The sequence below is a fragment of the Agrobacterium sp. CNPSo 3708 genome (genome assembly GCF_028674915.1).
Classification (GTDB): Bacteria; Pseudomonadota; Alphaproteobacteria; order Rhizobiales; family Rhizobiaceae; genus Agrobacterium; species Agrobacterium cavarae.
In genome coordinates, this window is record NZ_JAQZSF010000007.1 from 223,075 (window position 1) to 248,424 (window position 25,350).

The 25,350-nt window shown below is 58.8% G+C and carries 23 protein-coding genes; 14 read left to right on the forward strand and 9 right to left on the reverse strand.

The features are described from left to right. Positions 1 to 161: 161 nt before the first annotated feature. From obgE to PVA19_RS16645, 10 genes are all read left to right on the forward strand, one after another. Positions 162 to 1,226: a GTPase ObgE gene (gene obgE / locus PVA19_RS16600; RefSeq protein WP_062424758.1), complete on the forward strand. Its 1,065-nt coding sequence runs from the start codon at positions 162 to 164 to the stop codon at positions 1,224 to 1,226. Continuing rightward, complete coding sequence (gene proB, locus PVA19_RS16605) at positions 1,223 to 2,392, forward strand: glutamate 5-kinase (RefSeq protein WP_274103480.1); 1,170 nt, start codon at positions 1,223 to 1,225, stop codon at positions 2,390 to 2,392. Before obgE ends, proB begins: the two co-directional genes overlap by 4 nt. Beyond that, positions 2,385 to 3,671: a glutamate-5-semialdehyde dehydrogenase gene (locus tag PVA19_RS16610; RefSeq protein ID WP_274103482.1), complete on the forward strand. Its 1,287-nt coding sequence runs from the start codon at positions 2,385 to 2,387 to the stop codon at positions 3,669 to 3,671. Before proB ends, PVA19_RS16610 begins: the two co-directional genes overlap by 8 nt. A 42-nt stretch (positions 3,672 to 3,713) precedes the next feature. After that, positions 3,714 to 4,310 (forward strand): nicotinate-nucleotide adenylyltransferase, encoded by a 597-nt coding sequence (locus PVA19_RS16615; protein WP_274103613.1) that lies wholly within the window; start codon positions 3,714 to 3,716, stop codon positions 4,308 to 4,310. Between the two features lie 63 nt (positions 4,311 to 4,373). Beyond that, on the forward strand, positions 4,374 to 4,847 hold the full coding sequence (rsfS, locus tag PVA19_RS16620; RefSeq protein WP_062444487.1) for a ribosome silencing factor: 474 nt from the start codon (positions 4,374 to 4,376) through the stop codon (positions 4,845 to 4,847). 202 nt (positions 4,848 to 5,049) lie between these two features. Next, entirely contained in the window at positions 5,050 to 5,532 is a 483-nt protein-coding gene (gene rlmH / locus PVA19_RS16625; RefSeq protein ID WP_112359182.1) for a 23S rRNA (pseudouridine(1915)-N(3))-methyltransferase RlmH, read from the forward strand. A gap of 219 nt (positions 5,533 to 5,751) precedes the next feature. Continuing rightward, complete coding sequence (locus PVA19_RS16630) at positions 5,752 to 7,086, forward strand: murein hydrolase activator EnvC family protein (protein WP_440599387.1); 1,335 nt, start codon at positions 5,752 to 5,754, stop codon at positions 7,084 to 7,086. Beyond that, positions 7,076 to 8,404 (forward strand): S41 family peptidase, encoded by a 1,329-nt coding sequence (locus tag PVA19_RS16635; RefSeq protein WP_274103483.1) that lies wholly within the window; start codon positions 7,076 to 7,078, stop codon positions 8,402 to 8,404. The genes PVA19_RS16630 and PVA19_RS16635 overlap by 11 nt, the downstream gene beginning before the upstream one ends. A gap of 81 nt (positions 8,405 to 8,485) precedes the next feature. Beyond that, the gene (locus tag PVA19_RS16640) at positions 8,486 to 9,676 is read left to right on the forward strand and encodes a divergent polysaccharide deacetylase family protein (RefSeq protein WP_274103484.1); all 1,191 of its coding nucleotides are present in this window, start codon (positions 8,486 to 8,488) and stop codon (positions 9,674 to 9,676) included. Positions 9,677 to 9,712: 36 nt separating this feature from the next. Next, entirely contained in the window at positions 9,713 to 10,222 is a 510-nt protein-coding gene (locus PVA19_RS16645) for an RNA pyrophosphohydrolase (RefSeq protein ID WP_112519360.1), read from the forward strand. A gap of 70 nt (positions 10,223 to 10,292) precedes the next feature. On the opposite strand, the gene bfr is transcribed toward PVA19_RS16645, so the two are convergent. The 4 genes from bfr to PVA19_RS16665 all read right to left on the reverse strand — a co-directional run bounded on the left by bfr (position 10,293) and on the right by PVA19_RS16665 (position 13,288). Next, on the reverse strand, positions 10,293 to 10,784 hold the full coding sequence (gene bfr / locus PVA19_RS16650; protein WP_027673553.1) for a bacterioferritin: 492 nt from the start codon (positions 10,782 to 10,784) through the stop codon (positions 10,293 to 10,295). After that, positions 10,750 to 11,061, reverse strand: coding sequence for a (2Fe-2S)-binding protein (locus PVA19_RS16655; RefSeq protein ID WP_082447437.1), 312 nt, complete (start codon positions 11,059 to 11,061; stop codon positions 10,750 to 10,752). The genes bfr and PVA19_RS16655 overlap by 35 nt, the downstream gene beginning before the upstream one ends. A gap of 248 nt (positions 11,062 to 11,309) precedes the next feature. Beyond that, a complete protein-coding gene (gene phbB / locus PVA19_RS16660) occupies positions 11,310 to 12,035 on the reverse strand; it encodes an acetoacetyl-CoA reductase (RefSeq protein ID WP_113259573.1) in 726 nt (241 codons plus the stop codon). A 71-nt stretch (positions 12,036 to 12,106) separates the two neighbouring features. Then, complete coding sequence (locus tag PVA19_RS16665) at positions 12,107 to 13,288, reverse strand: acetyl-CoA C-acetyltransferase (protein ID WP_274103487.1); 1,182 nt, start codon at positions 13,286 to 13,288, stop codon at positions 12,107 to 12,109. Between the two features lie 243 nt (positions 13,289 to 13,531). Between PVA19_RS16665 and phaR the strand changes: the two genes are divergently transcribed. After that, positions 13,532 to 14,110, forward strand: a complete 579-nt coding sequence (gene phaR / locus PVA19_RS16670; protein ID WP_274103488.1) for a polyhydroxyalkanoate synthesis repressor PhaR — start codon at positions 13,532 to 13,534, stop codon at positions 14,108 to 14,110. Here phaR and PVA19_RS16675 read toward each other — a convergent pair. Then, positions 14,105 to 15,415, reverse strand: coding sequence for an MFS transporter (locus tag PVA19_RS16675; protein ID WP_274103617.1), 1,311 nt, complete (start codon positions 15,413 to 15,415; stop codon positions 14,105 to 14,107). The genes phaR and PVA19_RS16675 overlap by 6 nt on opposite strands. Before the next feature lie 147 nt (positions 15,416 to 15,562). Next, the gene (locus tag PVA19_RS16680; protein WP_274103490.1) at positions 15,563 to 20,326 is read right to left on the reverse strand and encodes an NAD-glutamate dehydrogenase; all 4,764 of its coding nucleotides are present in this window, start codon (positions 20,324 to 20,326) and stop codon (positions 15,563 to 15,565) included. A gap of 535 nt (positions 20,327 to 20,861) precedes the next feature. Between PVA19_RS16680 and PVA19_RS16685 the strand changes: the two genes are divergently transcribed. Beyond that, a complete protein-coding gene (locus tag PVA19_RS16685; RefSeq protein ID WP_027673546.1) occupies positions 20,862 to 21,434 on the forward strand; it encodes a CarD family transcriptional regulator in 573 nt (190 codons plus the stop codon). 121 nt (positions 21,435 to 21,555) lie between these two features. Here the strand turns inward: PVA19_RS16685 and PVA19_RS16690 are convergent, their stop codons facing one another. Next, the gene (locus tag PVA19_RS16690; protein ID WP_274103492.1) at positions 21,556 to 22,101 is read right to left on the reverse strand and encodes a L,D-transpeptidase family protein; all 546 of its coding nucleotides are present in this window, start codon (positions 22,099 to 22,101) and stop codon (positions 21,556 to 21,558) included. A 141-nt stretch (positions 22,102 to 22,242) separates the two neighbouring features. On the opposite strand from PVA19_RS16690, the gene PVA19_RS16695 reads away from it, so the two are divergent. Next, positions 22,243 to 22,926: a response regulator transcription factor gene (locus tag PVA19_RS16695; RefSeq protein WP_062424741.1), complete on the forward strand. Its 684-nt coding sequence runs from the start codon at positions 22,243 to 22,245 to the stop codon at positions 22,924 to 22,926. Positions 22,927 to 23,089: 163 nt separating this feature from the next. Beyond that, complete coding sequence (locus PVA19_RS16700) at positions 23,090 to 23,545, forward strand: cyclic nucleotide-binding domain-containing protein (protein ID WP_062444501.1); 456 nt, start codon at positions 23,090 to 23,092, stop codon at positions 23,543 to 23,545. A 114-nt stretch (positions 23,546 to 23,659) separates the two neighbouring features. Here the strand turns inward: PVA19_RS16700 and PVA19_RS16705 are convergent, their stop codons facing one another. Continuing rightward, positions 23,660 to 24,463: an exodeoxyribonuclease III gene (locus tag PVA19_RS16705; protein WP_274103495.1), complete on the reverse strand. Its 804-nt coding sequence runs from the start codon at positions 24,461 to 24,463 to the stop codon at positions 23,660 to 23,662. 153 nt (positions 24,464 to 24,616) lie between these two features. Further along, positions 24,617 to 25,342 carry an outer membrane lipoprotein carrier protein LolA gene (locus PVA19_RS16710; RefSeq protein ID WP_062424738.1) on the reverse strand — a complete coding sequence of 242 codons (726 nt, stop codon included), beginning with the start codon at positions 25,340 to 25,342 and terminating at the stop codon, positions 24,617 to 24,619. Between the last annotated feature and the right edge of the window lie 8 nt (positions 25,343 to 25,350).

The following is a 25,350-nucleotide window of genomic DNA, read 5'->3' on the forward strand; positions in this document are numbered from 1 at the left end:
TGGACAAGGCCGGTTTTGTCGCAAACCGGCCTTGTTCCATAGGCGCTTGCCCATGATAATCTTTGACCTTCAGGGCAAGCGGCTATATTCCAGGCGACAGAACCTTTTTGACGCGGATGGCAAGGCCATGACCGCATGCAAGCTGACAGAACGGCAGTCCGATGAAATTTCTCGATGAAGCAAAAGTCTATATCAAGTCCGGCGATGGCGGCGCAGGCGCCGTCTCCTTCCGGCGCGAAAAGTTCATCGAGTTCGGCGGCCCGGATGGCGGCGATGGCGGACGCGGTGGTGACGTGTGGGTCGAGGTCGTCAATGGCCTCAACACCCTGATCGACTTCCGTTTCCAGCAGCATTTCAAGGCCTCGATCGGCCAGCACGGCATGGGCAAGACCCGCACTGGCGCCAAGGGATCGGATGTGGTGCTGAAGGTACCTGTCGGAACCCAGATCTTCGAAGAAGACAACGAGACGCTGATCATCGACCTGACCAAGGAAGGCCAGCGCTTTCGCCTTGCCGCAGGCGGCAATGGCGGCTTCGGTAACGCCTATTTCAAATCCTCCACCAATCAGGCGCCGACGCATGCCAATCCGGGCCTCGCAGGTGAAGAAAAGACCATCTGGCTTCGCCTGAAGCTGATTGCCGATGCTGGTCTCGTCGGTCTGCCCAATGCCGGCAAGTCCACCTTCCTGGCAACGGTAACGCGCGCGCGTCCGAAGATCGCCAACTATCCCTTCACCACGCTCCACCCCAATCTCGGCGTTGCCACGATTGACGGTCGCGAATTCATTCTGGCCGATATTCCGGGCTTGATCGAAGGCGCGCATGAAGGTGTGGGTATCGGCGACCGCTTCCTCGGCCATGTGGAGCGCACCCGCGTGCTGCTTCATCTGGTGTCCGCGCAGGAAGAAAAGGTTGGCCAGGCTTACAAGACCGTCAAGGCGGAACTGAACGCCTACGGCGGCGGCCTGACCGACAAGCGCGAGATCGTCGCCCTGTCGCAGATCGACGTGCTGGACGAGAAGGAACTGAAGAAGAAGGCCAAGGAACTGGAAAAGGCCTGTGGCCGTCCTCCGCTTCTTCTTTCGGCTGCCGCCCATATCGGCATGACGGAAGCCTTGCGCGCACTGCGCGATGTGATCGTCGATGCCAGCGAAGGCGGCGAGACCGCCCTTCCCGACCGCTCCATGCCGATCGAAGAGCTAGAGGACGGAGACGACCGTCTATGACATCTGCCAGAAAACCGCTTGGCAGCCATCATCGCATCGTCATCAAGATCGGCTCCGCGCTTCTGGTGGACCGCAAGACGGGGCTGAAGAAGGACTGGCTTGACGCGATCTGCGATGATATCGCGGCGCTGAAGAAGAACGGCGCCGATGTGCAGGTCGTTTCTTCCGGCGCGATCGCGCTTGGCCGAACGGTTCTCAATCTTCCAACCGGCACGCTGAAGCTGGAGGAAAGCCAGGCAGCAGCAGCCGTCGGGCAGATCGCACTGGCACGCGCATGGTCGGAAAGTCTTTCCAAGCATGACATCGTCGCGGGACAGATCCTGCTGACGCTTTCCGACACGGAAGAACGCCGCCGCTATCTCAATGCGCGCGCGACGATCAACCAGTTGCTGAAGATCGGTGCGACACCGATCATCAATGAAAACGATACGGTGGCGACGACCGAAATCCGCTACGGCGACAATGATCGGCTGGCCGCTCGCGTCGCGACCATGACCGGTGCGGATCTGCTCGTTCTGCTCTCTGACATTGACGGCCTCTACACAGCCCCTCCGCATCTCGACCCGGACGCCAGGTTTCTTGAAACCATCGCGGACATCACGCCCGAAATTGAGGCCATGGCCGGAGGTGCCGCGTCGGAACTGTCGCGTGGCGGCATGCGCACCAAGATCGACGCGGGCAAGATCGCCACTGCTGCCGGTTGCGCCATGATCATCGCATCGGGCAAGACGCTGCATCCGCTGAAAGCCATCGAGAATGGCGCGCGCTCCTCGTGGTTTGCGCCTTCCGGCACGCCCGTGACAGCCCGCAAGACCTGGATCGCAGGCCAGCTTCAGCCGGCGGGCGAAATGCATGTGGATGAGGGTGCCGAAAAGGCGCTTCATCAGGGCAAGAGCCTGCTGCCTGCCGGTGTCAAACTGGTGAAGGGCAATTTCGGCCGCGGCGATGCCGTTGCCATTATCGGCGCGCAAGGTCGCGAGATCGCGCGCGGACTTGCCGGCTACGATGCCGACGAGGCACGCCGCATCAATGGTCACAAGTCCAACGAGATCGAAACGATCCTCGGTTATGTCGGGCGCTCCGCCATGATCCACCGCGACGATCTGGTGATGACCGGCGCTGCCGTGAAAATCAAAAAAGCAAAGAAGGATGAAGTCGATGCCTGACCAGGCCGTGAAGCAAAGCCAGTCTGTCGATGCGCTGATGATGAATATCGGCGCTCAGGCGAAAGCTGCTTCACGACCGTTGTCCATCGCTTCGACCGCAAAGAAGAACCGCGCGCTTCTCGCCATGGCATCGGCCATCGATGCATCTGTGGACCGCATTCTCGATGCCAATAGACAGGATGTCGCGGCAGCGGAACAGGCGGGCGTGGCCGGCTCCTTCATCGATCGCCTGAAACTCGACCCGTCGCGCATCGCCGGCATTTCCGAAGGTATCCGGGCGATTGCCAATCTTGCCGATCCCGTCGGTGAGGTGATCGCGGCCTGGGATCGTCCCAACGGCCTGAAGATCGAGCGTGTTCGCACACCTCTCGGCGTCATTGGCGTCATCTATGAGAGCCGCCCCAATGTGACGGCAGATGCCGGTGCGCTGTGCCTCAAGGCCGGTAACGCCGTGATCCTGCGCGGCGGATCGGATTCGCAATATTCATCGCGCGCTATCCATGCCTGCCTGGTGGAAGGGCTAAAGATAGCTGGCCTTCCAGAGCATGCGATCCAACTCGTGCCGGTGACCGATCGCGCCGCCGTCGGCCTGCTACTTGGCGGCCTTGGTGGCACCGTCGATGTCATCGTGCCGCGTGGCGGAAAAAGCCTGGTCGGGCGTGTGCAGACAGAAGCCCGTGTGCCCGTCTTTGCGCACCTGGAAGGCATCTGCCACGTCTATGTCGACAAATCCGCCGACCTCGACATGGCAAAGAAGATCGTTCTGAACGCCAAGATGCGCCGCACCGGTATTTGCGGCTCTGCCGAAACCCTGCTGGTCGATCGCGCCGTGGCAGCAACCCACCTTGAGCCCCTGGTAAAAATCCTGCTGGAGGCAGGCTGCGAAGTACGCGGTTCGGATGAGGTGCAAAACGCCGTTGCAGGCGTGACGCTGGCGAATGAGGAGGACTGGCGCACGGAATATCTCGACGCCATCATCTCGGTGACCCTGGTGGATGGTATCGACGGTGCGATACAGCATATCGGCACCTATTCCTCAAACCATACAGAAGCGGTAATCGCCGAAGACGCGGAGGTCGTTGCCCGCTTCTTCAACGAGATCGACAGCGCCATTCTGCTACACAATGCCTCCACACAATTTGCCGATGGTGGCGAGTTCGGCATGGGAGCGGAAATCGGCATTGCCACCGGCAAGATGCATGCGCGTGGGCCCGTCGGCGTCGAACAGCTGACGTCCTTCAAATACCGCGTGCATGGCACCGGCCAGACGCGGATTTGATTTTTGGCGGCTGATCGGGCACTTGACCAACGTTACCTGACCATGCCGCACACCGAGCGCGGCATGGTGATCGGTCTGTTCGGCGGGTCCTTCAATCCGCCCCATGACGGCCATGCGCTGGTGGCGGAAATTGCCATGCGGCGCCTCGGGCTCGATCAACTCTGGTGGATGGTGACGCCTGGCAATCCGTTAAAGAACCGAACAGAACTGGCCCCGCTTGCCGACCGTATCGCCGCCTGCGAAAATCTCGTCACCGACCCGCGCATCAAGATCACCGCCTTCGAGCAGACACTCGGTGTCAGCTATACGGCCAATACGCTGGCAAAGGTAAAGGCGCGCAACCCACATGCCCATTTCATCTGGGTCATGGGGGCGGATAATCTCAGAACCTTTCATCACTGGCAAAAATGGCGGCTGATCGCCGAGACCTTTCCGATTGCCGTCATTGATCGCCCGGGTGCAACGCTTGCCTATCTTTCCTCCACCATGGCGCAGGCCTTCAGCCATGCCCGCATTGATGAGGATGATGCCGGTGTCTTGTGGAAGAAGCAGGCACCGGCCTGGGTCTTCATCCATGGACCGCGCTCGACGTTGAGCTCGACGGCTTTGCGCAACGGCAACAGCCCGCACCATAAATGAAGTGTGAGCGCTGGCTTGCCTCCCCACATCTTGAAAAGTGAATCCAATGGTGCCACTTTTATTATGCGTCGTCGAGAATCGCGGCGCGCAGTATCTGTTTTGTCATTTCGGAAAGGAAAACCTCTGACAACAGTACACGCTAAGGGAAGAGCTTACAGCGCTATCCCAAAGGGCCAGGAGAGTGGCGTCGATGCCGCCCGTCGTGCCCTGGAAACCGTCCTTGCGAGTGTCGAGGACTCCAAAGCAGAAGATATCGTTTCCCTGAACATTGCCGGAAAATCGGCGCTGGCAGACTACATGGTGGTCGTGTCCGGGCGGTCGAACAGGCATGTGACGGCGATCTGCGAACATCTCATCACCGATATGAAGGATGAGGGTTTCGGCGGCGCGCGTGTCGAAGGCCTTGAGGCCGGCGACTGGGTGCTGATCGACGCAGGCGATGTCATCATCCACGTGTTCCGTCCTGAAGTGCGGGCGTTCTACAACATCGAAAAGATGTGGGCGACCCCGGACATCGAGGAAGAAACACTGCATTGATCGCGGGTTAGAGCATGCCGTGCAGAAGTGTGCAGCGGTTTTGCGATAACGCCATGCGATAAAGCAAGGGAATAAAGCGTAAGCGCGAATCTGAGAAATCGCGACACGCTTTAGGCCGAAGGCTTTTTCGGTCGCATGGAAATCCTCAGCCAATCCTGCTAAAAGCGCAACCCGACAGGGTTGCGAACAGGCTGATATGTGAATGCGGATTTCAATTTTTGCAGTGGGACGGCTGAAATCCGGCCCTGAGAAAGAGCTTGCGTCTCGCTATCTGGATCGCTTCGCCAAGGCAGGTCCGGCGATTGGGCTGGAATTCGCCAAGATGATCGAGGTACAGGAAAGCCGTGCCTCCAACCCTGAGACGCGCAAACGCGAAGAAGCGGCGATGCTGGAAAAGCATCTCGCCGACGGTGCTGCACTGATCCTTCTGGACGAGCGCGGCAAGGCGCTGGACAGTCCCGCTTTCGCCGAGCTTTTCGCCACCATGCGCGACAACGGCAAGCGCGATGTGGTGATTGCGATCGGCGGCGCGGACGGTCTCGACCCTTCGCTGAGCGAGAAGGCAACCGCCACACTCTGCCTTGGCAAGCTGACCTGGCCGCACCAGATCGTCCGCTTCCTGATTTCCGAACAGCTTTACCGCGCCGTTACCATCCTGTCCGGTCACCCTTACCACCGGGTCTGAACCCGACACGGTTTTGTCGCAAATGCAGGTCTATCTCGCACCCTCATCAAGACCTATTGGCGCAAAGCGGCGAAGCAGCGTATGGTCGCCAATCTTATCGAGCAGGTAAAAGACAACATCATGGGTCCAGCACGCGACACATTCCGGCTTGTGTCCCCAGCGGGTCGGCTTGCACTGAAGGCAAGTGTCGCGCTTTTCATCGGACTGACGTGTTTGACCATGTCGCGCGCCTCTGCTCAGGATGCCGCACCGACCGCGACCACTGCCACTGCCACTCCACCGGCAGAATCACCGAGCGAATTGCGGGAACTGGAAACACGCCGTGACCAGAACCGCCAGGATCTGCAGGAACTGGTGGACAGCATTGGATTGTCGGAAGACAAGGCGAGGCAGCTTGAAGAGAGCATTGCAGCGCTCAATCAGGACACGGCCCGGATCAAGGAAGAACTGATCGCCTCGGCACAGCGCCGCAAGGATCTGGAAGCCAAGATCAGCGATGGCGAGGACCGTCTGGCGAAACTGAGCGTGCGCGAGGACGATGTGAAAGCCTCGCTTCGCGAGCGCCGCGGTGTCCTGGCGGAGGTGCTGGCCGCGCTGCAGCGCATGGGCCGCAATCCGCCACCTGCCCTTCTGGTCTCTCCCGAAGATGCACTCGCCTCCGTTAGAAGCGCGATCCTGCTCGGCGCCGTCGTTCCCGGCATTCGCGCCGAGACCGACAAGCTTGTCTCCGCTCTCAAAGAATTGACTGACCTGCGCCAGGCGATTGCTGGAGAGCGTGAACAGTTGACCGGCATGATGACGGCAAGCCTGGAAGAGGAAAAGCGGCTAGATCTGCTGCGTGCCGAAAACGACAAGAAGAGCAGCCAGACGACCGCCGATCTTGAGGCAGAACGCAAGCGATCAGAAGAACTTGCAAGCAAGGCGACCAGCCTGGAGGGCCTTGTCTCATCGCTTGAAAACGAGATTTCCTCGGTGCGCGATGCCAAGGAAAAGGCACGTCTGGAAGAGGAGCGAATCGCCCGTCTTCCGCCTGCCGAGCGGGACAAATTGGAGGCGCAAACCGAGGCCGGGGTGCCCGATAAAAACCGCATTGCGCCAGCATATCCGTTTTCGAGCTTGAAGGGTAAGCTGGCAATGCCGGTTTCCGGAGAAGTGCTGAGACGCTTCGGCGATGCCGACGGAACAGGGCATTTCTCCAAGGGAATCGTCGTGGCGACCGGCCCGGAAGCACTGGTAACAGCGCCAGCCGATGGCTTTGTGGTTTTTGCTGGAGAATTTCGCAGCTACGGCCGCATGATCATCCTCAACGCTGGCGACGGTTATCATTTGGTACTGACGGGCATGGACAATGTGAGAACGCGGCAGGGCATGTTCGTTTTCTCCGGTGAGCCGATTGCCTCCATGGGCGTAAAAAGAGTGGCGAGTGCGGCGGCTTTGGCGCTGGAAACTGACAAGCCAACGCTTTACATTGAATTTAGAAAAGACGGAGTGCCGGTTGATTCTCAACCCTGGTGGTCCGCAAAAAATACCGGAAGGGCGCGTAATGATTCGTAAGGCTTCGCTTCTTCTCATCGGTGGGCTCATGGGCGCCACAGCGATGAGCGTTATCTATTCTGCCAGCCTGCCGGCGCAGGCAGCAGGCCCTTCCACCTACAAGGAGCTCTCGATTTTCGGCGATGTCTTCGAGCGGGTGCGCGCGCAATATGTAACGCCGCCGGATGACAAGAAGCTGGTTGAAAACGCCATCAACGGCATGCTGAGCTCGCTCGATCCGCATTCGAGCTTCATGAATGCCGAAGATGCCAACGACATGCGCACCCAGACCAAGGGTGAGTTCGGCGGCCTCGGCATCGAAGTGACCATGGAAAACGAGCTGGTCAAGGTCATCTCGCCGATGGACGATACGCCCGCTGCCAAGGCTGGCATTCTTGCCGGCGACTTCATTTCCGAAATCGACGGACAGCCTGTTCGCGGCCTGAAGCTGGAGGACGCGGTCGAGAAGATGCGCGGCGCCGTCAAGACGCCGATCAAGCTCACCATCATCCGCCAGGGCGCCGACAAGCCGCTCGACATCACCGTCATGCGTGACATCATCGCAGTCCGCGCCGTCAAGTCGCGCGTCGAAGGTGGAGATGTCGGTTATCTGCGCGTCATCTCCTTTACCGAGAAGACCTATGACGATCTCGAAAAGGCGATCAAGAAGATCAAGCAGGACGTTCCGGCCGACAAGCTCAAGGGCTACGTGCTCGATCTGCGCTTGAACCCGGGCGGTCTGCTCGACCAGGCGATCAACGTGTCCGACGCCTTCCTTGAGCGTGGCGAAGTGGTCTCCACCCGTGGCCGCAATCCGGATGAAACCCGGAGATTCAACGCCACGGCTGGCGACCTGACCGACGGCAAGCCAGTGATCGTCCTGATCAACGGTGGCTCCGCCTCTGCGTCCGAGATTGTCGCAGGTGCCTTGCAGGATCTGCGTCGTGCGACGGTTGTCGGCACGCGTTCCTTCGGCAAGGGTTCGGTTCAGACAATCATTCCGCTTGGCGAAACCGGCGCTCTGCGCCTGACGACGGCGCTCTATTACACGCCGTCCGGCAAATCCATCCAGGGCACCGGCATTACGCCGGATATCAAGGTGGAGCAGCCTCTGCCGCCGGAGCTTCAGGGTCGTATTCGCGCCGAGGGCGAATCCAGCCTGCGCGGTCACATCCAGGGCCAGAGCGAAACGGAAGAAGGTTCGGGCTCTGCAGCTTACGTTCCGCCGGAAGCCAAGGACGACATCCAGCTGAACTATGCGCTGGACCTGCTGCATGGCACCAAGACCGACGCGTCCTTCCCGCCAAACCCGGAAAAGGCAGTCGTCAACAAGCAGTAAGACATCAAAGGCACCGGTCCAAGGCCGGTGCCTTTCCCTGTCCGGTCAGACGTCAATCACGCATCAGCCACGGAAACACCATTGTCATCAGACCTGCGTAAACCGCTCATGGGTCGGAAGCGTAAACAGAGCGTCGGGTTCGTCCGGCGCTTTTCTGTGTTGACGCTGCTTGCGGTTCTCGCAGGCGGCGGTGTGGCCGGGCTATCCCTCTATACGGCGCTTTCTGCCGGCAATCTGGCTAAAAGCTCCACCGCACCGGATGTGGCGCTGGGACCGGCAGGAGCGCCGCCGGATCAGGCAGCATCGACAAACGGGGATAGTGCCGTCGACCTGCAAAGCGGACGTTCCGGCGCCAATGTCCAGCGCAACACCATGTCGGACGGCAATGTCGTCTCCGTCTTCTCGCCGAAAGACCGCACTGACAACGCGCCCGTGCTGATGACCGGCCAGACGGTTGGCCAGGACCCGCGTGTGGCGATGCGACCGAATGACGAACTGCTGGAGGAGAGCCCGTTCGGCAGGCTTCCCATCATCAGCGCCGACGGCCTGAAGCCGATGGATCAGTATGCAAGGCCCTGGTCCGGGGCACGCGGCACCCGCATCGCCATCGTGGTCGGCGGGCTGGGGCTTAGCCAGACGGGCACGCAGAAGGCGATCAAAGAGCTTCCGCCGGAAGTGACACTTGGATTTGCCGCAACTGGCAACAGCCTGCAGCGCTGGATGCAGGAAGGCCGTCGTGAGGGCCATGAGGTCCTGCTGCAGATCCCCTTCGAGCCCTTCGGCTATCCCGGCACCGATCCAGGCCCCGACACTCTGCTGGTTTCCGATCCAGCCAAGATCAATCTGGAACGGCTTCACCGCTCGATGGCGAAGATCACCAACTATACCGGCGTGATGAACTATCTCGGCGCGCGCTTCATGGCGGACAACAAGGCGCTTGAGCCGGTGCTGCGCGATGTCGGCCAGCGTGGCCTGCTGTTTCTGGATGACGGATCGTCCGCGCAATCGCGCACCGGCATCATCGCCAAGGCCGTGTCCACGCCCATCGGCTTTGCCGATCTGCAACTGGACGATCAGGTGAATGACGCCGCCATCCTGCGCAAGCTGGACGATCTGGAGCGGATTGCGCGGCGCAACGGTTCCGCCATCGGTGTTGCCTCTGCCTTCGATGAGAGCGTTGCCGCCATCTCCAAATGGTCGGTCGAAGCGGCAGCGCGTGGCATCGAGATCGTCGGCGTTTCCGCGCTTGTCTCGCAAGACGGCAAACAGTAAGTCTGCTCCACCAACAATCAACATCCAGGTTCAAGAATGTCGATCAAAGCAGACGATCTGCCCTACCGCCCCTGCGCCGGTATCATGGTTCTGAACGATAAGGGCCTCGTCTGGGCCGGGCGCCGTATCTCTCAAGGCAATTCGGAGTTCGATGGCTCACCACAGCTCTGGCAGATGCCGCAGGGCGGTATAGATGAGGGCGAGGCGCCGCTCGCTGCCGCCATCCGCGAACTCTATGAAGAAACCGGCATGAAGACGGTCACCCTGCTGGCCGAAGCACGTGACTGGATCCATTACGATTTGCCGCCACAGCTGATCGGCATCGGACTACGCGGCAAATATCGCGGCCAGGCACAGAAATGGTTTGCCTTCCGCTTCGATGGCGATGAGAGCGAAATCCAGATCAACCCGCCGCCGGGCAGCAACGAGGCGGAGTTCGACGCCTGGGACTGGAAGCCGATGGAAAGCCTGCCCGAGCTGATCGTACCCTTCAAACGATCGGTCTACGAACAGGTGGTCGAGCAATTCCGCCATCTGGCCCCATAAGAGCAATGAAACCGTAAGAACAAAAAAAGGCGGCATCTCTGCCGCCTTTTTCAATTCATTGCCAAAAGGATCACTCGGATTCCGCAGAATCGGCCGAGTCGGCATTGAGCTGACCGTACTTGGCTTCGCCGATCTTGTTGAGAAGATCGAGCTGCGTTTCGAGGAAGTCGATGTGGCCTTCTTCGTCGATGAGGAGCTGTTCGAACAGCTTCATCGAGACATAGTCGCCAGCATCGTGACAGATGTCGCGTGACTTCTTGTAGGCCGTGCGAGCGTCGTATTCGCCGGCGAGATCGGCTTCCAGCACTTCCTTGACGTTCTGGCCGATGCGCAAAGGTGCAACGGTCTGGAGGTTCGGATGGCCTTCGAGGAAAATGATGCGATCGATGATCTTGTCAGCGTGCTGCATCTCTTCGATCGATTCGGCGCGCTCTTTCTTGGCGAGCTTTGTGTAGCCCCAGTCGTTCAACAGCCGGTAGTGAAGCCAGTACTGGTTCACTGCACCGAGTTCGAGGAACAGTGCCTCGTTAAGCTGCTCGATGACTCTTTTGTCGCCTTTCAATGTCCGCTCTCCTGTGGTCTTCATGTAATTGTTTTAGGCGGGACATAAAATCAAAAACTTCGGCCTCAGTCGAGTGCCGACGTGCATGATATTCTTCCGTCGTTTTGATGATCAGGTCGACGACAGTCGGGAAACAGCCACAGCAACGGCCACGCTTCTGCATGGCATGATAGACTTTCGCTGGGACGATGAGCTGCCAACAGTCTTCATCAAGAAGCTCGTTGATGACATCGCGAATGTCGTTGTCGGTGATGTAATTGCAGCTACAAACCAGCATGATCCATTGCCTGCGTGACGCAACACGTTGTTTTTTCTGTTAAACCAAAACAGGACATTCGATGTCAAGAAAAACAACCACGCGCTTTTGACATGTGATATGTTTAGACAGCTTCTAAACTGGACGAAAAGCTTCGTATTTTCATTGCTTTAGCGGAATCTTTAACAGAGCATCGCGAATGAGCGTCTGTGGACCGAGCGCGTCACCACGCCGTCGATCACGGATTCGTGATGGTAAAAGCGATGCGATCAGGCGAAATATTGCCCGCCATTGGCCGTCAGCGTCGAGCCGGTGATGAAGCCTGCCTCATCCGACGCCAGAAACAGTGCGCATCGGGCGATCTCTTCCGGCTCACCCAATCGACCGACTGGAATATGCGGCAGGATGCGCTCGTTCAAAACGGTTTCGGGGATGGCACGGACCATCTCCGTGCCGATATAGCCAGGGCATATGGCGTTGACGGTGATGTTGCGTGAGGCACCCTCCTGCGCCAGCGCCTTAGTCAAGCCGATATCGCCGGCCTTGGACGCAGAATAATTCGCCTGACCCGCCTGGCCTTTCTGGCCGTTGATCGACGAGATGGTGATGATGCGACCGAAGCCCCGCTCACGCATGCCGGGCCAGACCGGATGCGTCATATTGAAGACGCCGTTGAGATTGGTATCGACCACCTCACGCCACTGCTGCGGCGTCATCTTGTGGAACATGGCATCGCGGGTAATGCCGGCATTGTTGACGAGGATGTCGATCGGTCCGAGCGTTCGCTCCACCTCGGCGACACCGGCCACGCAGGCATCGTAATCCCGCACATCCCATTGATAGGCGGGTATTCCAGTCGTCCGCCGAAAAGCCTCGGCGCGGTCCTCTGTGAAGACGTAGTTGACCGCGACCTTATAACCGGCTGCATGAAACGCTTTTGCGATCGCAGCGCCGATGCCGCTTGTCCCACCTGTTACCAATGCCACCCGGCTCATCTTCAAGGCCCTCACTTTCAAAGCTTAGCCCTTTAGAGGGGCCAACGTGGCATTTCAATGATTTGGGCCGATCACAGCCCTTCGAGGCACATGGCAATGCCCATGCCGCCGCCGATGCAAAGCGTCACGAGACCCTTGCGGGCCTGTCGCCGTCTCATCTCGAAAACGAGCGTGTTCAAGACGCGTGCACCGGATGCGCCGATCGGGTGGCCGATCGCAATCGCACCGCCATTGACGTTGACGATCTCTGGGTCGAGACCGAGATCGCGAACCACGGCGCAGGATTGCGCGGCAAAGGCCTCATTGGCCTCGACCAGATCGAGATCGCCGACCGACCAGCCGGCCTTTGCCAGCGCCTTGCGCGAGGCGGGGATCGGGCCGGTTCCCATAATCTGCGGATCGACACCGGCCGTTGCCCAGGAGGCGATGCGCGCCAGAGGCTGGATATTGCGCTTTGCGGCCTCTTCTTCCGTCATCAGCAACACGGCGGCGGCACCGTCGTTAAGGCCGGAGGCGTTGCCAGCCGTGACGCTGCCATCCTTGTCGAAGGCGGGGCGAAGCTTCGTCAGCGCCTCCAACGAGGCGCCCGCCCGGATATATTCGTCGGCGGCGATCGTTACATCGCCCTTGCGGCCCTTGATGACGAAGGGCGCGATCTCATCGTCAAAGCGCCCGGCCGCCTGTGCCGCCTCGGCGCGGTTTTGCGAACGCACCGCATATTCGTCCTGCTCTTCACGGGACAACTGCCACTGGCGGGCGATATTCTCCGCGGTGATGCCCATGTGATAGCCATGAAAGGCATCGATCAGGCCATCCTTCAACATGGTATCGACCATCTTGAAATCACCCATCTTCACGCCGCCGCGCAAATGCGCCGCGTGGGGAGCCATCGACATGGATTCCTGACCGCCCGCGACGACAATGGACGCGTCACCAAGGGCGATCTGTTGGGCACCGAGTGCAACGGCGCGCAGGCCGGAACCACAAAGCTGGTTGATGCCGAAGGCGGTTGCTTCCTGCGGAATGCCGGCCTTCATTGCGGCCTGACGCGCCGGGTTCTGCCCCTCGCCAGCGGTCAGCACTTGCCCCAGGATCGCCTCATCGACGTCGGCGGCGGCAACGCCTGCCCGTTCCAGAACAGCAGTGATGACGGATGCGCCAAGTTCATGCGCCGGCGTATTGGCAAAGCTGCCGTTGAACGAACCGACCGGCGTGCGTGCGGCACTCGCAATCACAATGGAGGATGAAGGCATGGATGTTTCTCCCGAATTTTGGCGCGAGACTGTCAAAGCTTGGGGCGCAAGTCAATTTAGCCAAAAGGATTTGAAAGAACCCCGCACAGCAGCACCCGCATGCTGCAAGAATGCTGCGCAAGAAAGTGACTGCTGCATCGCACAAACCATTTGTCAGACGCCTTTGTTTCAGCATACTCTTTTGAATGGGAAGAGCAAAAACACCAAGAAAACAAAAAAGACCGGCATCGCGAGGAGGCGAGGATGGGAAGACATGGCGGCGAGACCATTATCAAGAAATACGCCAACAGGCGGCTTTATAACACCGGGACCAGCACCTATGTGACGCTGGAAGACCTGGCGAAGATGGTCAAGCGCGGCGAAGAATTCAAGGTTCAGGACGCCAAGACATCGGAAGACATCACCCATGCCGTTCTGACGCAGATCATCGTCGAGCAGGAAGCCAAGACCGGCAACACGCTTCTGCCAACCGCCTTTCTTCGACAGTTGATCTCCTATTACGGCGATCAGATGCAGATGGTCGTGCCGACCTTTCTCGAGCACTCGATGAAGACCTTCTCCGAACAGCAGAGCCATATGCAGGAACATATGAGCAAGGCCTTCGGCGACCCGTCGCTGACGAAGAACTTCTCGGCTCCCTTCCAGCTGATGGAAGAGCAGATCAAGCGCAACACCGAACTTTTCAAGCAGACGATGCAGATGTTCACGCCCTTTTCCGCCCCGGCATCGACGCCGAAGGAGCAGCGCAAGCCCGACGCCTCGGAGATCGACGAGCTGAAGGCGCAGCTGCGCAACCTTCAGACCAAGCTTGATCAGCTATAGGGTCTTCGGAACTCGGAGCAGCAGGATCAATCCGGCTCCCAAAAAGAGGATCAGTGTCGCCATACCGATATGGGCGGAGCCGGTCGCATAGGTTGCGATGGAGAACATCAGCGTTGCCATGAAGCTGGTGGCGCGACCGGAGAGAGCATAGATGCCGAAATAGCGGCCCGCTTCGGCAATCGTGACGTTGCGCGCCAGATAGGAGCGTGACGAGGCCTGCACCGGGCCGAAGGCAAGACCGATCAGCACGCCGTAGACGATATAGGCCTTTTCCGCTCCGCTGCTGAAGAGACCGTGGGTTCCCTCGGTCGAGAATTGCAGCAACCCGAAGAGCGTCGATGTTTTTTCCGTCGAGATGATTCCGAGGGTCGCGAGAAGCAAAAGCACGAGACTGATGATGATCATCGTGCGCGAGCCGAGCCGCTGATCGAGCCGGCCGGCAGCAAAGCAGCCGCCAATGGCAACGATGTTGAGAATGATGCCGTAGATGCCGATCTCCATTGTCGCCCAGCCGAACATGCCGGCGGCGAACGCACCACCCAGGATGAGCAGCCCGTTGACGCCATCCTGATAGAGCATGCGCGCGATCAGGAAACGCGTGATGAGCGGGCGGTGGCGCAACTCCCTCAGCGTCGATTTCAACTCCGACAGGCCCGAGCGCACGGCCCGCCCAAGCGGCAGCCCCTTTTTCACATCCGGCGTGAAGAAGAACATCGGCAGGATAAAGATGAAGTACCAGATCGCGGCGATCGGTCCGGTGATGCGGGCATCCTCTCCCGTTGCCGGGTCCAGACCGAAAAGCGGCGGCAGGCCGATGATGGTAAGGCCCGTCTGTGGGCTGGCCGCCATGAACAGCACGATGAAGATCAGCACGATCATCCCGCCAAGATAACCAAGCCCCCAGGCGGTGTTGGAAATCCGCCCGACATTTTCAGGTGTCGTCAGACGCGGCATCATGGAATCGTTGAAGACGATGGAGAACTCGGCCGCAATCGAGGCGAAGATCATGAAGAGGGCCGGCCATAGCACCGGTGATCCGGGCGCGGCAAACCACAACATCGCAAGACATGCGATCTTGATGACGGCAAAAAACGCGATCCAGGGTTTTCGCGATCCGGACTGATCGGCAATCGATCCAAGGATCGGCGAGAAGATCGCGATGACAACGGACGAGATGGTCGCGACATTGCTCCAGAGCGTTTGCGCCGAAACGGGATCGTCCGTCAGTCGGGCGACGAAGTAAGGTCCGAAGATGAAGGTGGTGACGACGGTGAAGAAGGGTTGCGCTGCCCAATCGAACAGCATCCAACCCCAGATCCCCTTGGCGTCTGTTTTTGGCGCATCGGCCTTGGGCTCGACCGATTCTGTCACGCGGAAAGAAGAACTCAATGGATTGCCTTTCCGCACGCAGGCGACCCGGCTTTTGCAGCCGGGTCATTTCGCTGTTGGACCTTATACGCTTCTGGTCTGGACTATATCCGAAAGCAGACCGGCGGCAACGGTGAGGCGCGCCAGATTTGTCTCGCCACTATCGCTGAGTGCAGCAAGCTCGGAGACGATGCGATTGACCCGCACGCGATCGGCTGCGTACCAGGCCTGCACCGGGTTCTTCTCTTTCGCGTAATCCGTCAGGGCCGAAACCACGATGCGGCGGCGGGATGAGGCGATCTGGTCCTGGCTGCGCAGCAGCGCGAGGCTCTCATAATGATCAGCCGGGCTGACCCGCTGGCTCGCATCCAGAAGCCTTGCGACGCGGAAGGTGGTGGAGACGGCCGCATAGCTTTCCGCCGCGCGCGCCAGCGTCGTGCCCGCCTGATCGGCAATCAGCATGATTTCCGGCACGTAGACGAGCAGGCGCAACGTCTCCAGTTCCTTGACCAGCGCGTGAGAAACGCCGTCGATCTCAGGAAGACCGATCTCTTCCTGATACTTCGCCGCTGCCGGAGAAAGCGTCTTGATGGCGCTTTTCAAGCGCTCGATCTCATCCTGCATGGCGCCGGTGATGGTACCGGCGGTCTGGAGATAGAGCCGCGTCGCATCGCCGAAGATCTGCATGACCCTGGCATAGAGATCGTTCTGCACCTCGCCGGAAATCTGCCCGTCGAGCGCGTCGATCTCGCTCCAAAGCCGCTTCAGGCCGAAACCATCCTCGACGATCATCGCTGCCTTGACGACGGCTGGAGCAAGGAGACCGCTCGCGTCGACCAGTTTCTGCACGAAGCCCGGACCGCCGCGATTGACGACCTGATTGGCCAGCGCAGTGGCGACGATTTCGCGGTGCAGGCGATGGCTTGCAATATCCCCCGCATAGGTCTTCTGCATCTTGCTCGGGAAGTAATCCATCAGCAGATGCTGCAGGTAGGGTTCATCCGGCAGGGTGCTGGCCACCAGCGTGTCGAACAGCGTCAGCTTCGCATAGGACAGCAGAACGCCGATTTCAGGCCGGGTCAACGCCTTGCCCGCGGCATAGCGTTCGTTGAACTCCGCATCATTCGGCAGGGTCTCCACCTTGCGGTTCAACTGGCCGGAGGATTCCAGTGCTGCCATCAGGCGGCCCAGCTCTTCGCGGTTGCCGGTCCCCTTGCGCTCGACAAGCGAAATGGCCAAAGACTGGAGGTAGTTGTTGCGCAGCACCAGTTGCGCCACTTCCGACGTCATGGAGGCCAGCAACTGATTGCGCTTCGGCAATGTCAGACGGCCGTCATTCACAGCGGATGCCAGCGCAATCTTGATATTGACCTCGACGTCCGAGGAATTGACGCCAGCGGAATTGTCGATGGCATCCGAGTTGCAGCGCCCACCGGACAGCGCATAGGCAATACGGCCCTTCTGGGTGATGCCGAGATTGGCCCCCTCGCCGATCACCTTGGCGCGCACTTCCGTGGCGTTGATGCGAATCGGATCGTTGGCGCGGTCCCCCACCTCGGCATTGGTTTCCACCGCAGCCTTCACATAGGTGCCGATACCGCCGAACCACAGGAGATCGGCGGGCGCCTTGAGGATTGCCGTCATGATCTCGAAGGGCGTTGCCACCGTCTTCTCGATGCCAATTGCGGCAGCGGCTTCCGCCGTCAGGGTCACGGATTTCTCCGCACGCGAAATGATCATCGCGCCCTTGGAGAGGGTCGAGCGGTCGTAATCCTGCCAGCTGGAACGCGGCAGTTCGAAGAGACGCTTTCTCTCCGCGAAAGATACGGCGGTGTCCGGCGTCGGATCGATGAAGATATCGCGGTGATCGAAGGCCGCGATCAGTTCGATCTTTTCCGACAGCAGCATGCCATTGCCGAAGACGTCGCCGGACATATCGCCCACACCGACGACCTTGAAGGGCGTCGTCTGGATATCGGTATCCATTTCCCGGAAGTGGCGCTTGACCGTTTCCCAGGCACCTCGGGCGGTGATGCCCATCTTCTTGTGGTCATAACCGGCAGAGCCACCAGAGGCAAAAGCATCGTCGAGCCAGAAGCCCGCCTCACGGGCTAGTCCGTTGGCGGTATCGGAGAAGGTTGCCGTTCCCTTATCGGCCGCGACGACGAAATAGGGGTCGTCGCCATCAAGACGCATGGTGTCCGCAGGCGCAATAATATCATCGCCAACGATATTGTCGGTGATGGAGAGCAACGTGCGGATATAGGTCTTGTAAGCCTCCTTGCCGGCATTGAAGATCTCGTCGCGGTTGCCACCGGCGGGCAGCATCTTCGGATAGAAGCCACCCTTGGCACCGACCGGTACGATGACGGCGTTCTTCACCTGCTGGGCTTTGACGAGGCCGAGCACTTCGGTGCGATAGTCCTGGCCGCGATCCGACCAGCGAAGCCCGCCGCGCGCCACCTTTCCGAAGCGCAGATGGACGCCTTCCACTTCCGTTCCGTAGACGAATATTTCGCGGAAGGGACGCGGATCGGGAAGGCCATCGAGAAGCTTCGGATCGAACTTGAAGGCCAGCATCGCCTTCGGCGAACCGTCCTCGTTGCGCTGGAAATAGTTGGTGCGCAGCGTGGAATCGATGGCGTTGACGTAACGGCGAAGTGTGCGGTCCTCATCGAGATTGGGCACGCCGGAAAGATCGGCCTCGATCGCCTTGTGCAGATCGGAAAGCTTGCGCAGGCGCGGTTTTTCGCCAAGCTGCGGATCGAAGCCATGGGCGAACAGATCGAAAATTCGGCGTGCAATGACCGGATATTTGAACAGTGTTTCGGAAATATGCTCCTGCGAGTAGACGATGCCCGTCTGGCGCAGATAGCGCGCATAGGCGCGAAGCACGGAAACCTCACGCACCGTCAGTCCGGCGGCAACGATCAGGCGGTTGAAATTATCATTGTCGACGGTGCCATTGAAAGCGGCGAGAAACGCCTCTTCAAGCCTTGGCCCAATGATGGCAAGATCGAGCGTGACGCCTGGCTGGACCCGAAGCTCCATGTCGTGAAGGACGATGAGATCGCTGTTTTCACCGGAGACGACACCGATGTCGAACGTCCGTTCGCTGATGACGCTGAAGCCGAGATTTTCCAGAAGCGGCACGCGGCGCGACAGCGGCAGATGGCCGTCGCGGTGGAAGATTTTCAGTGAGAGAATATTCTCCGCCTGCTCAGCTGTCCGGTAGAATTCGATGCGGACCGGCTCGCCCTTGGCGGTCGCGACGATATCGGGCATATCGCCGATCGCCTCTTCCGGCGTGAAGGCTTCCTGATAAGCCTGATCGACATCGAGAAGCGGCGCGCCAGGCTCTGAAAGCGCGGTGAAATGATCGATCCAGCGCGCAGCGATATCGCTGACGGCATCTTCCAGTCTGTCCTGCGCGATGCGCGGCGTCTTGCCGTTGCTGCGCCCGACGATGAAGTGGACGCGGGCAAGAGCGCCTTCCGGGAAAGCGGGGTAATAAGCCGAGATGTGGCCATCGTAGACGCGTGCGAGATAATCGCCGATCTTCTCGCGCACATAGGAATTATACTCCTCGCGCGGCACATAGATGATGACGGAGACGAAGCGGTCGAAGCGATCGATACGGGCAAGCACCCTCACCCGCGGGCGGTCGGCAAGCTCCATGATCTGCTCGGTGTAGCGCACCAGAAGATCGGTTTCGATCTGGAAGAGATCGTCGCGCGGGTAGCCTTCGAGCGTATTGTGCAGAATGCGTCCCGAGTGGCTGTTGGGGTCAAAGCCGAAATGCTCTTCGACCTCCAAGGCCTTGGCGCGCAGAAGCGGGATTTCATGGACCGAGCGGGTATAGGCCGTGGCGGTGAAGAGACCGACGATGCGCAGCTCGCCGACAACATTGCCATCGGCATCGAAGCGCTTGATCCCGATATAATCCATATATGCGCGGCGATGGACAAGCGACTTGACGTTTGCCTTGGTGACGATGAGAAAGTCCGGACCATCCAGAAACGCCAGAATCTCCGGCGTCGTCATCACCGCATCCTTGCCGAGCCGCAACACGCGCACATCCGGATCGCTCAAGATGCCCAGACCGACGCCATCGCCGCGCTCGATCTTGGCGGAACTTCCCTTGCCGGAATAGCTGTAGTCGCGCATGCCGAGGAAGGTGAAATTGTCTTTGCGCAGCCATTCGAGAAACTCGGCGGCCTCGTTGCGATCGGCCTTGCGGCGCGACGATCCGCGCTCTTTCAACTCGTTCAGCGCCTCATCGAGCTTGGCAAGCATCGGCTTCCAGTCGCTATAGGCGGACTGCACCTGGGCGAGAACGAAGCGAAGCCGCTCCTTCAGCGCCTCGGCTGCTTGCGGCGCGACAGGCGCGATGTGCAGCTGGATAAGGCTGATATTGTCTTCCGGTGCGTCTGTTTCCGGATCGGCCAGCCTGTAGCCGCCGGTCGCGTTGGCATCCGCCACCATGATGGGGTGAACAGCAAGGTAGAGGCTGCGATAGCTGCTGGTCACCTCACCCATGACGGAGTCATAGAGGAAGGGCATGTTGCGCCCCACAATCGTCAGGATGGAGACCGGCACGTTACGCGGCGCGACCCCATCAACCTGGGCGATGCCGATATAGGGGCGATCAGCTTTCCAATGGGAAAGTTCGCTCAAAGCATGGCTTGCAGCCAGCGCCAACATCTCAGGCGAATAGTGCTCGACGTCGTCTGTGCTGGCACGACTAAAAAGTGTATTGGGATCGAGGAATGGCTTGCCGGTGGCCTCTGCCAGTTTTTTGGCTTTTTCGAGCTGTTTGTCGCGTTTTGGGTTGTTCCGGTAGCCCATTTTGCCTTCTTTCTTCCAAAAATATCCGCGTTTCGGCGATAAAAGGGAGAAAAATCGTGATTTTTCCCAAATTCGAATCGGATATTGGCGCGGAATTATGAATAGTTTAAGTGGCAATCGACAAATTGGCGGGGCGCAAAGAATTTAATCGATTCGGGATGGATCAGCGCTGGTGATCAGGAGTTTACCGGGGTGATTCTGTTAAGGCCTCAGTGAAGCAGGTTGTGACTCCGTCGCCACGGTGCAAGCAAATTATTGATTTCCACCTATTTTTGTGGTAGACAGGAAAAACTGATCCACAGCGCGGCACTATCGTGCCCTAAAACACCTCGAAAGCAAGTCATCAATTGCACGCGGTTTCCGTGACATATCCTACTTTTGTGTTGTCGATCCCCGGATTGCAAGATGGTTTCTTTTTGCGTGCTCGACTGGACCAGTGCGGAGTCACCTGACGGCTTGCCCCCGTCTCATCCGGGCCTGACCGACCCGACCCCGGAAACCCCCGGGTGTATGTAACAGGGAGTTTAAAAAACGAATGACGACCCAGCAGAAGAAATCTCCAGCGCGCCACGGTTTTAAAACCGGAGAAGCGATCGTTTATCCCGCTCACGGTGTCGGTACCATTTCGGCAATCGAAGAACAGGAAGTCGCGGGCATGAAGCTCGAACTTTTCGTCATCGATTTCGAGAAAGACAAGATGCGCCTCAAGGTGCCTGTCGCCAAGGCTGTCAGCATCGGCATGCGCAAGCTGTCCGAAGGGGATTTCGTCGAGCGTGCGCTGAAGGTTGTTCAGGGCAAGGCGCGCGTCAAGCGGACCATGTGGTCGCGTCGCGCGCAGGAATATGACGCAAAGATCAATTCCGGCGACCTGATCGCCATCGCAGAAGTGGTTCGCGATCTCTATCGCGCCGAGAACCAGCCTGAGCAGTCCTACTCCGAGCGTCAGCTTTACGAAGCAGCTCTCGATCGCATGGCTCGCGAAATCGCAGCCGTGAACAAGATGTCCGAAACCGAAGCTGTTCGCCTCGTTGAAGTCAATCTCAACAAAGGCCCCAAGCGCGGCAAGGCCGTCGAAGAAGACGATGCACCGGAAGAAGAAGCCGCATAAGGCTTTTCACCTACAGAATGTCAAAAAACCCGCCCGCCTCGTGGCGGGTTTTTTGTTTCTTTCGCAAAGATGGCCATTCTGTGTTGAGAACCTCTCGGCACAATACTCTTTACACAAGTCCTTATAGAACCTGAATAATCTGTCCTGGATGAAGATGGGGAAGAAGACGGCGCATGTCTCTCGGGTGCAGTGCAACGCAGCCGGCGGTCGGCTCGTAGCCCGGGCGGATCATGTGCATGAAGATGGCCGAGCCGCGATTGCGTTGCCTGGATCTGACATTCCAGTCGAGCACCAGACAGACATTATAGAGCCCGTCTTCCCGGCAGATCTCTTCGTGGCTTGGCTTGAATGGTGCTCTGACCAGCCGATTGTAGTTCGGGTCACTTGGCGCATCGCACCACAACATCGACTTCACTGCGCGACGCAACGTCAAACTCGTCTGGACGGCGCGGAAGCGTTCGCCCCGGATGAAGCCGTAGAGCAGCGGCATCTGAGCGATCGGCGTTTTGCCGTCACCTTCTCGCTTGAAAACAGAGCGTCCATTGCGACCAATCGCAGCCTGAAACGTTAAATGACCAAGCTGAACGATCGCTCGACTTGGGTTCAATGGTGACGGGCGGACGAGAAGCTTGGGTGGTAACGTTCGGAATTCAATCTTTCTGGTCATCACTCTTTTTCACGAGATTTTGCTTTGAAGATGCTTCACCCGAACGTCATAGCACGCCGTTATTGCTGCACAAGGGTTGACGCGAAGCGCGCAAACCGCTGAATTGGTTTGAAAATTAAAAGAGAAAGGCGAAGGTACTCTATGACGGCCCGTACATTGCTTCTTGTTGATGACGACGACGATCTGCGCGACACCCTTGCCGAACAACTTTCTCCCTATGAAGAGTTCTCGCTTCTGACGGGTGCGAACGCCAATGCTGCCATCCAGACGGTCAAATCCACTCAGGTCGATCTCTTGATTATGGATGTGGGTCTGCCGGACATGGACGGGCGCGAAGCGGTAAAGCTGATGCGCAAGAACGGCTTCAAGTCTCCCATCATCATGCTGACCGGTCACGACACGGATTCCGACACGATCCTTGGTCTTGAGGCCGGTGCGAATGACTATGTGACGAAGCCCTTCCGCTTTGCCGTGCTGCTTGCCCGCGTCCGCGCGCAGCTGCGCCAATATGAGCAGAGCGAAGACGCGGTCTTTACCGTCGGTCCCTACCAGTTCAAGCCGAGCCAGAAGCTGTTGACGACAGAAGATGGAAAGAAGATCCGTCTGACGGAAAAGGAAGCGGCCATCATCCGTTACCTTTACCGCGCTGGCAGCGCTGTCGTGACGCGTGACGTGCTGCTGGAGGAGGTCTGGGGCTACAATTCCGGCGTCACCACCCATACGCTGGAAACCCACGTCTATCGCCTTCGCCAGAAGATCGAGCGCGACCCCTCCAATGCCGAAATTCTCGTGACCGAAAACGGCGGCTACAAGATCGTCCCATAAGGGCGCTGTTTGCTCCGTCCTCTTGGACGCGCAGCGCTTAAAGGGCGATTTTCTTGATCCGCTCTTGTCTTGGAGTCCGCATTGGTCGAAAACGGGTTGAACCGCGCTACCTCAAATCTGAGCGGCGCGGCATCCGACTTGCATTTCCCAGGTGGATCAGCCCATGGCGTTGAACGACGATATCAAGCTTTTCGCGCAGGTGCCGCTGTTCCAGGGCTTCAGCGAAGACCAGCTGCGCCTGATCGCCTTCGGCGCCGAGCGGCGGCGCATTGCCGCGGGGCACATGCTGTTTCGCCAGTACTCTCCCGCCGAGTGCGCCTTCGTCATCTGCAATGGACGCTTCGATCTCTGGACCGAAGAGCGTGACGGCAAAAGAGAGGTTAAGGCCACCGTCGGTAGCGGCTGTCTTCTTTCCGAACTGGCGCTTTTCACGCTCTGCGAACGCAAGTTCACCGCGGTCGCGCGCGAGGATTCAGAGGTGATCCGTATCACACGCATCCTCTTCCATCGCATGATCGAGGAATTCCCGGATGTTGCCGCGGTGGTGTCCGAGCGCATCCGTGGCAACATCGCCGCACTTGCCACAAGTGCGGCTGCGATGCAGAACCGGTTTCTGTAACCGCTTTACTATTAAAGCGTGTCGCGATCCTTCAGATTCGCTCCCTACGCTTTAAGTCCTTGTTTTGTCGCATGTCGTTATCGCAAAACCGCTGCACACTTTTGCGCGGCATGCTTAGAACTTAAAGTGGGCCGTCACCGGAACGTGGTCGGAGGGTCTGTTCCAGCCGCGCGCTTCCTTCAGGATTTCGATCCGATCGAGCGAGGGACCAAGATCCTGCGATGACCAGATATGGTCCAGACGGCGGCCGCGATTGGCAGCTTCCCAATCCTTGGCGCGGTAGCTCCACCAAGTGTAGATCTTTTCCGTTTCCGGCACGTTGAGCCGCATCAGGTCGAGCCAATTCCCGCGCTTCATCACCTCCAGCAGACCTTCTGTCTCGACAGGCGTATGGCTGACGATCTTCAGCAGTTGCTTGTGCGACCAGACGTCGTTTTCGAGCGGCGCTATGTTGAGGTCACCAACGAGGATTGACGATGCTCCTGGTGTGGCGTCGGCGCTCAGCACCTTCATCTCCTCGACGAAATCGAGCTTGTGGCCGAACTTCGGATTGATCGACCGGTCCGGCTCGTCGCCACCTGCCGGAACATAGAAGTTATGAAGGCGGATGCGGCGGCTGCCGACCTGCACCAGAGCGGAGATATGGCGGGCGTCCCCGACCTTGCAATAATCCTGACGGTGATCTTCCGTCAGCGGCAGCCTCGAGGCGATGGCAACGCCGTGATAGCCCTTCTGTCCATGAATGATGATGTGCTCATAGCCGAGCGCCCGCAGGGGCTTCAGAGGAAACTCGCCATTCGGGCACTTGGTCTCCTGCAGGCACAGAACGTCTGGCTTGTAACGCACCAGAAACTGCTCGACGATCGGCATGCGCAGCCGCACCGAGTTGATGTTCCAGGTGGTTATCGAGAAAGTCATGCCTCACGCTCCGTCTTATGCAGCTAACGCGCCGTCCGTCCTATTGGACGCACAAACGACGCTTTACCCTGAACTATGCATCGGGCCGATGCTGTAGAGGCAGGCTTATAACAAGAGGGCAGAAAACTGGAAACGCTTTCTGCTGTCTCAAGGTCAACCGCGTTTGCGGACCTCTTCGTAGTTGATGTTGAAGACCTTGTCGTCGAGGTTCACGCCCGTCTGGACGTTGAAGATCATCACGGTCGTGTCCTTGTTCTGCGCATCTGTCGTCGTCCACTGACGCAGATCGAAGGTTTTCGGATCGAACATCAGTGTGATTGTCGAATCGCCGAAGATGCTCTTGTCACCGAGAACGATGGTGATCAGATCGGACTCTTCCTTGACGCTGCGAACCTTCTGATTGCTGAGGTCGATCTTGTCGGCAAGAAGCAGGCTGAGCGGTGTCTTGGACAGCGGATAGATGTCCCAGGTCTTCAGCTTCATGTTGCCGATGACCACGTTGCGGCCGTCCGCAATCACGCGCATGGGCGACGGGTCTTCGTAGTTGAAGCGAAGCTTGCCGGGACGCGAAATATAGAACTTGCCGCCTGTCTGTTCACCGCGCGGACCGAACTGAACGAACTCGCCCATCATCGTCTTGACCGACGAGAAGTGGTTGGCGATCTTCTGCGCCGTCACGCCGTCTCCTGCGCCCTGCGCTAAAGCTGCAATGGGCGAGAGCGCTACAGAGGCTGCCGCTGCCGAAAACAGCGTCATCACGCCTCGCCGCGTCATGCTGCTCTCAAGGCCGGGATGCTGAGCGGAAACGACCGAGCGGGTATTCTTCATTCTGTTCTCCTTCATCGCATCCCATGTGCCGAAAAAACACGGCGGCTTCATGACATGGA

Excerpts from the sequence above, each read along its gene's own strand:
- PVA19_RS16675 (WP_274103617.1), bottom strand. The coding sequence starts at position 15,415 with ATGCTGTTCGATTGGGCAGCGCAACCCTTCTTCACCGTCGTCACCACC.
- PVA19_RS16705 (WP_274103495.1), bottom strand. The coding sequence starts at position 24,463 with ATGACTTTCTCGATAACCACCTGGAACATCAACTCGGTGCGGCTGCGC.
- PVA19_RS16710 (WP_062424738.1), bottom strand. The coding sequence starts at position 25,342 with ATGAAGCCGCCGTGTTTTTTCGGCACATGGGATGCGATGAAGGAGAAC.
- PVA19_RS16645 (WP_112519360.1), top strand. The coding sequence starts at position 9,713 with ATGTCGATCAAAGCAGACGATCTGCCCTACCGCCCCTGCGCCGGTATC.
- rlmH (WP_112359182.1), top strand. The coding sequence starts at position 5,050 with ATGCGGATTTCAATTTTTGCAGTGGGACGGCTGAAATCCGGCCCTGAG.
- PVA19_RS16615 (WP_274103613.1), top strand. The coding sequence starts at position 3,714 with ATGCCGCACACCGAGCGCGGCATGGTGATCGGTCTGTTCGGCGGGTCC.
- PVA19_RS16665 (WP_274103487.1), bottom strand. The coding sequence starts at position 13,288 with ATGCCTTCATCCTCCATTGTGATTGCGAGTGCCGCACGCACGCCGGTC.
- PVA19_RS16680 (WP_274103490.1), bottom strand. The coding sequence starts at position 20,326 with ATGGGCTACCGGAACAACCCAAAACGCGACAAACAGCTCGAAAAAGCC.
- PVA19_RS16690 (WP_274103492.1), bottom strand. The coding sequence starts at position 22,101 with ATGACCAGAAAGATTGAATTCCGAACGTTACCACCCAAGCTTCTCGTC.
- PVA19_RS16685 (WP_027673546.1), top strand. The coding sequence starts at position 20,862 with ATGACGACCCAGCAGAAGAAATCTCCAGCGCGCCACGGTTTTAAAACC.
- PVA19_RS16635 (WP_274103483.1), top strand. The coding sequence starts at position 7,076 with ATGATTCGTAAGGCTTCGCTTCTTCTCATCGGTGGGCTCATGGGCGCC.
- PVA19_RS16610 (WP_274103482.1), top strand. The coding sequence starts at position 2,385 with ATGCCTGACCAGGCCGTGAAGCAAAGCCAGTCTGTCGATGCGCTGATG.
- rsfS (WP_062444487.1), top strand. The coding sequence starts at position 4,374 with ATGCGTCGTCGAGAATCGCGGCGCGCAGTATCTGTTTTGTCATTTCGG.
- obgE (WP_062424758.1), top strand. The coding sequence starts at position 162 with ATGAAATTTCTCGATGAAGCAAAAGTCTATATCAAGTCCGGCGATGGC.
- phbB (WP_113259573.1), bottom strand. The coding sequence starts at position 12,035 with ATGAGCCGGGTGGCATTGGTAACAGGTGGGACAAGCGGCATCGGCGCT.
- PVA19_RS16695 (WP_062424741.1), top strand. The coding sequence starts at position 22,243 with ATGACGGCCCGTACATTGCTTCTTGTTGATGACGACGACGATCTGCGC.
- PVA19_RS16655 (WP_082447437.1), bottom strand. The coding sequence starts at position 11,061 with ATGCTGGTTTGTAGCTGCAATTACATCACCGACAACGACATTCGCGAT.
- proB (WP_274103480.1), top strand. The coding sequence starts at position 1,223 with ATGACATCTGCCAGAAAACCGCTTGGCAGCCATCATCGCATCGTCATC.
- PVA19_RS16630 (WP_440599387.1), top strand. The coding sequence starts at position 5,752 with ATGTCGCGCGCCTCTGCTCAGGATGCCGCACCGACCGCGACCACTGCC.
- PVA19_RS16700 (WP_062444501.1), top strand. The coding sequence starts at position 23,090 with ATGGCGTTGAACGACGATATCAAGCTTTTCGCGCAGGTGCCGCTGTTC.
- phaR (WP_274103488.1), top strand. The coding sequence starts at position 13,532 with ATGGGAAGACATGGCGGCGAGACCATTATCAAGAAATACGCCAACAGG.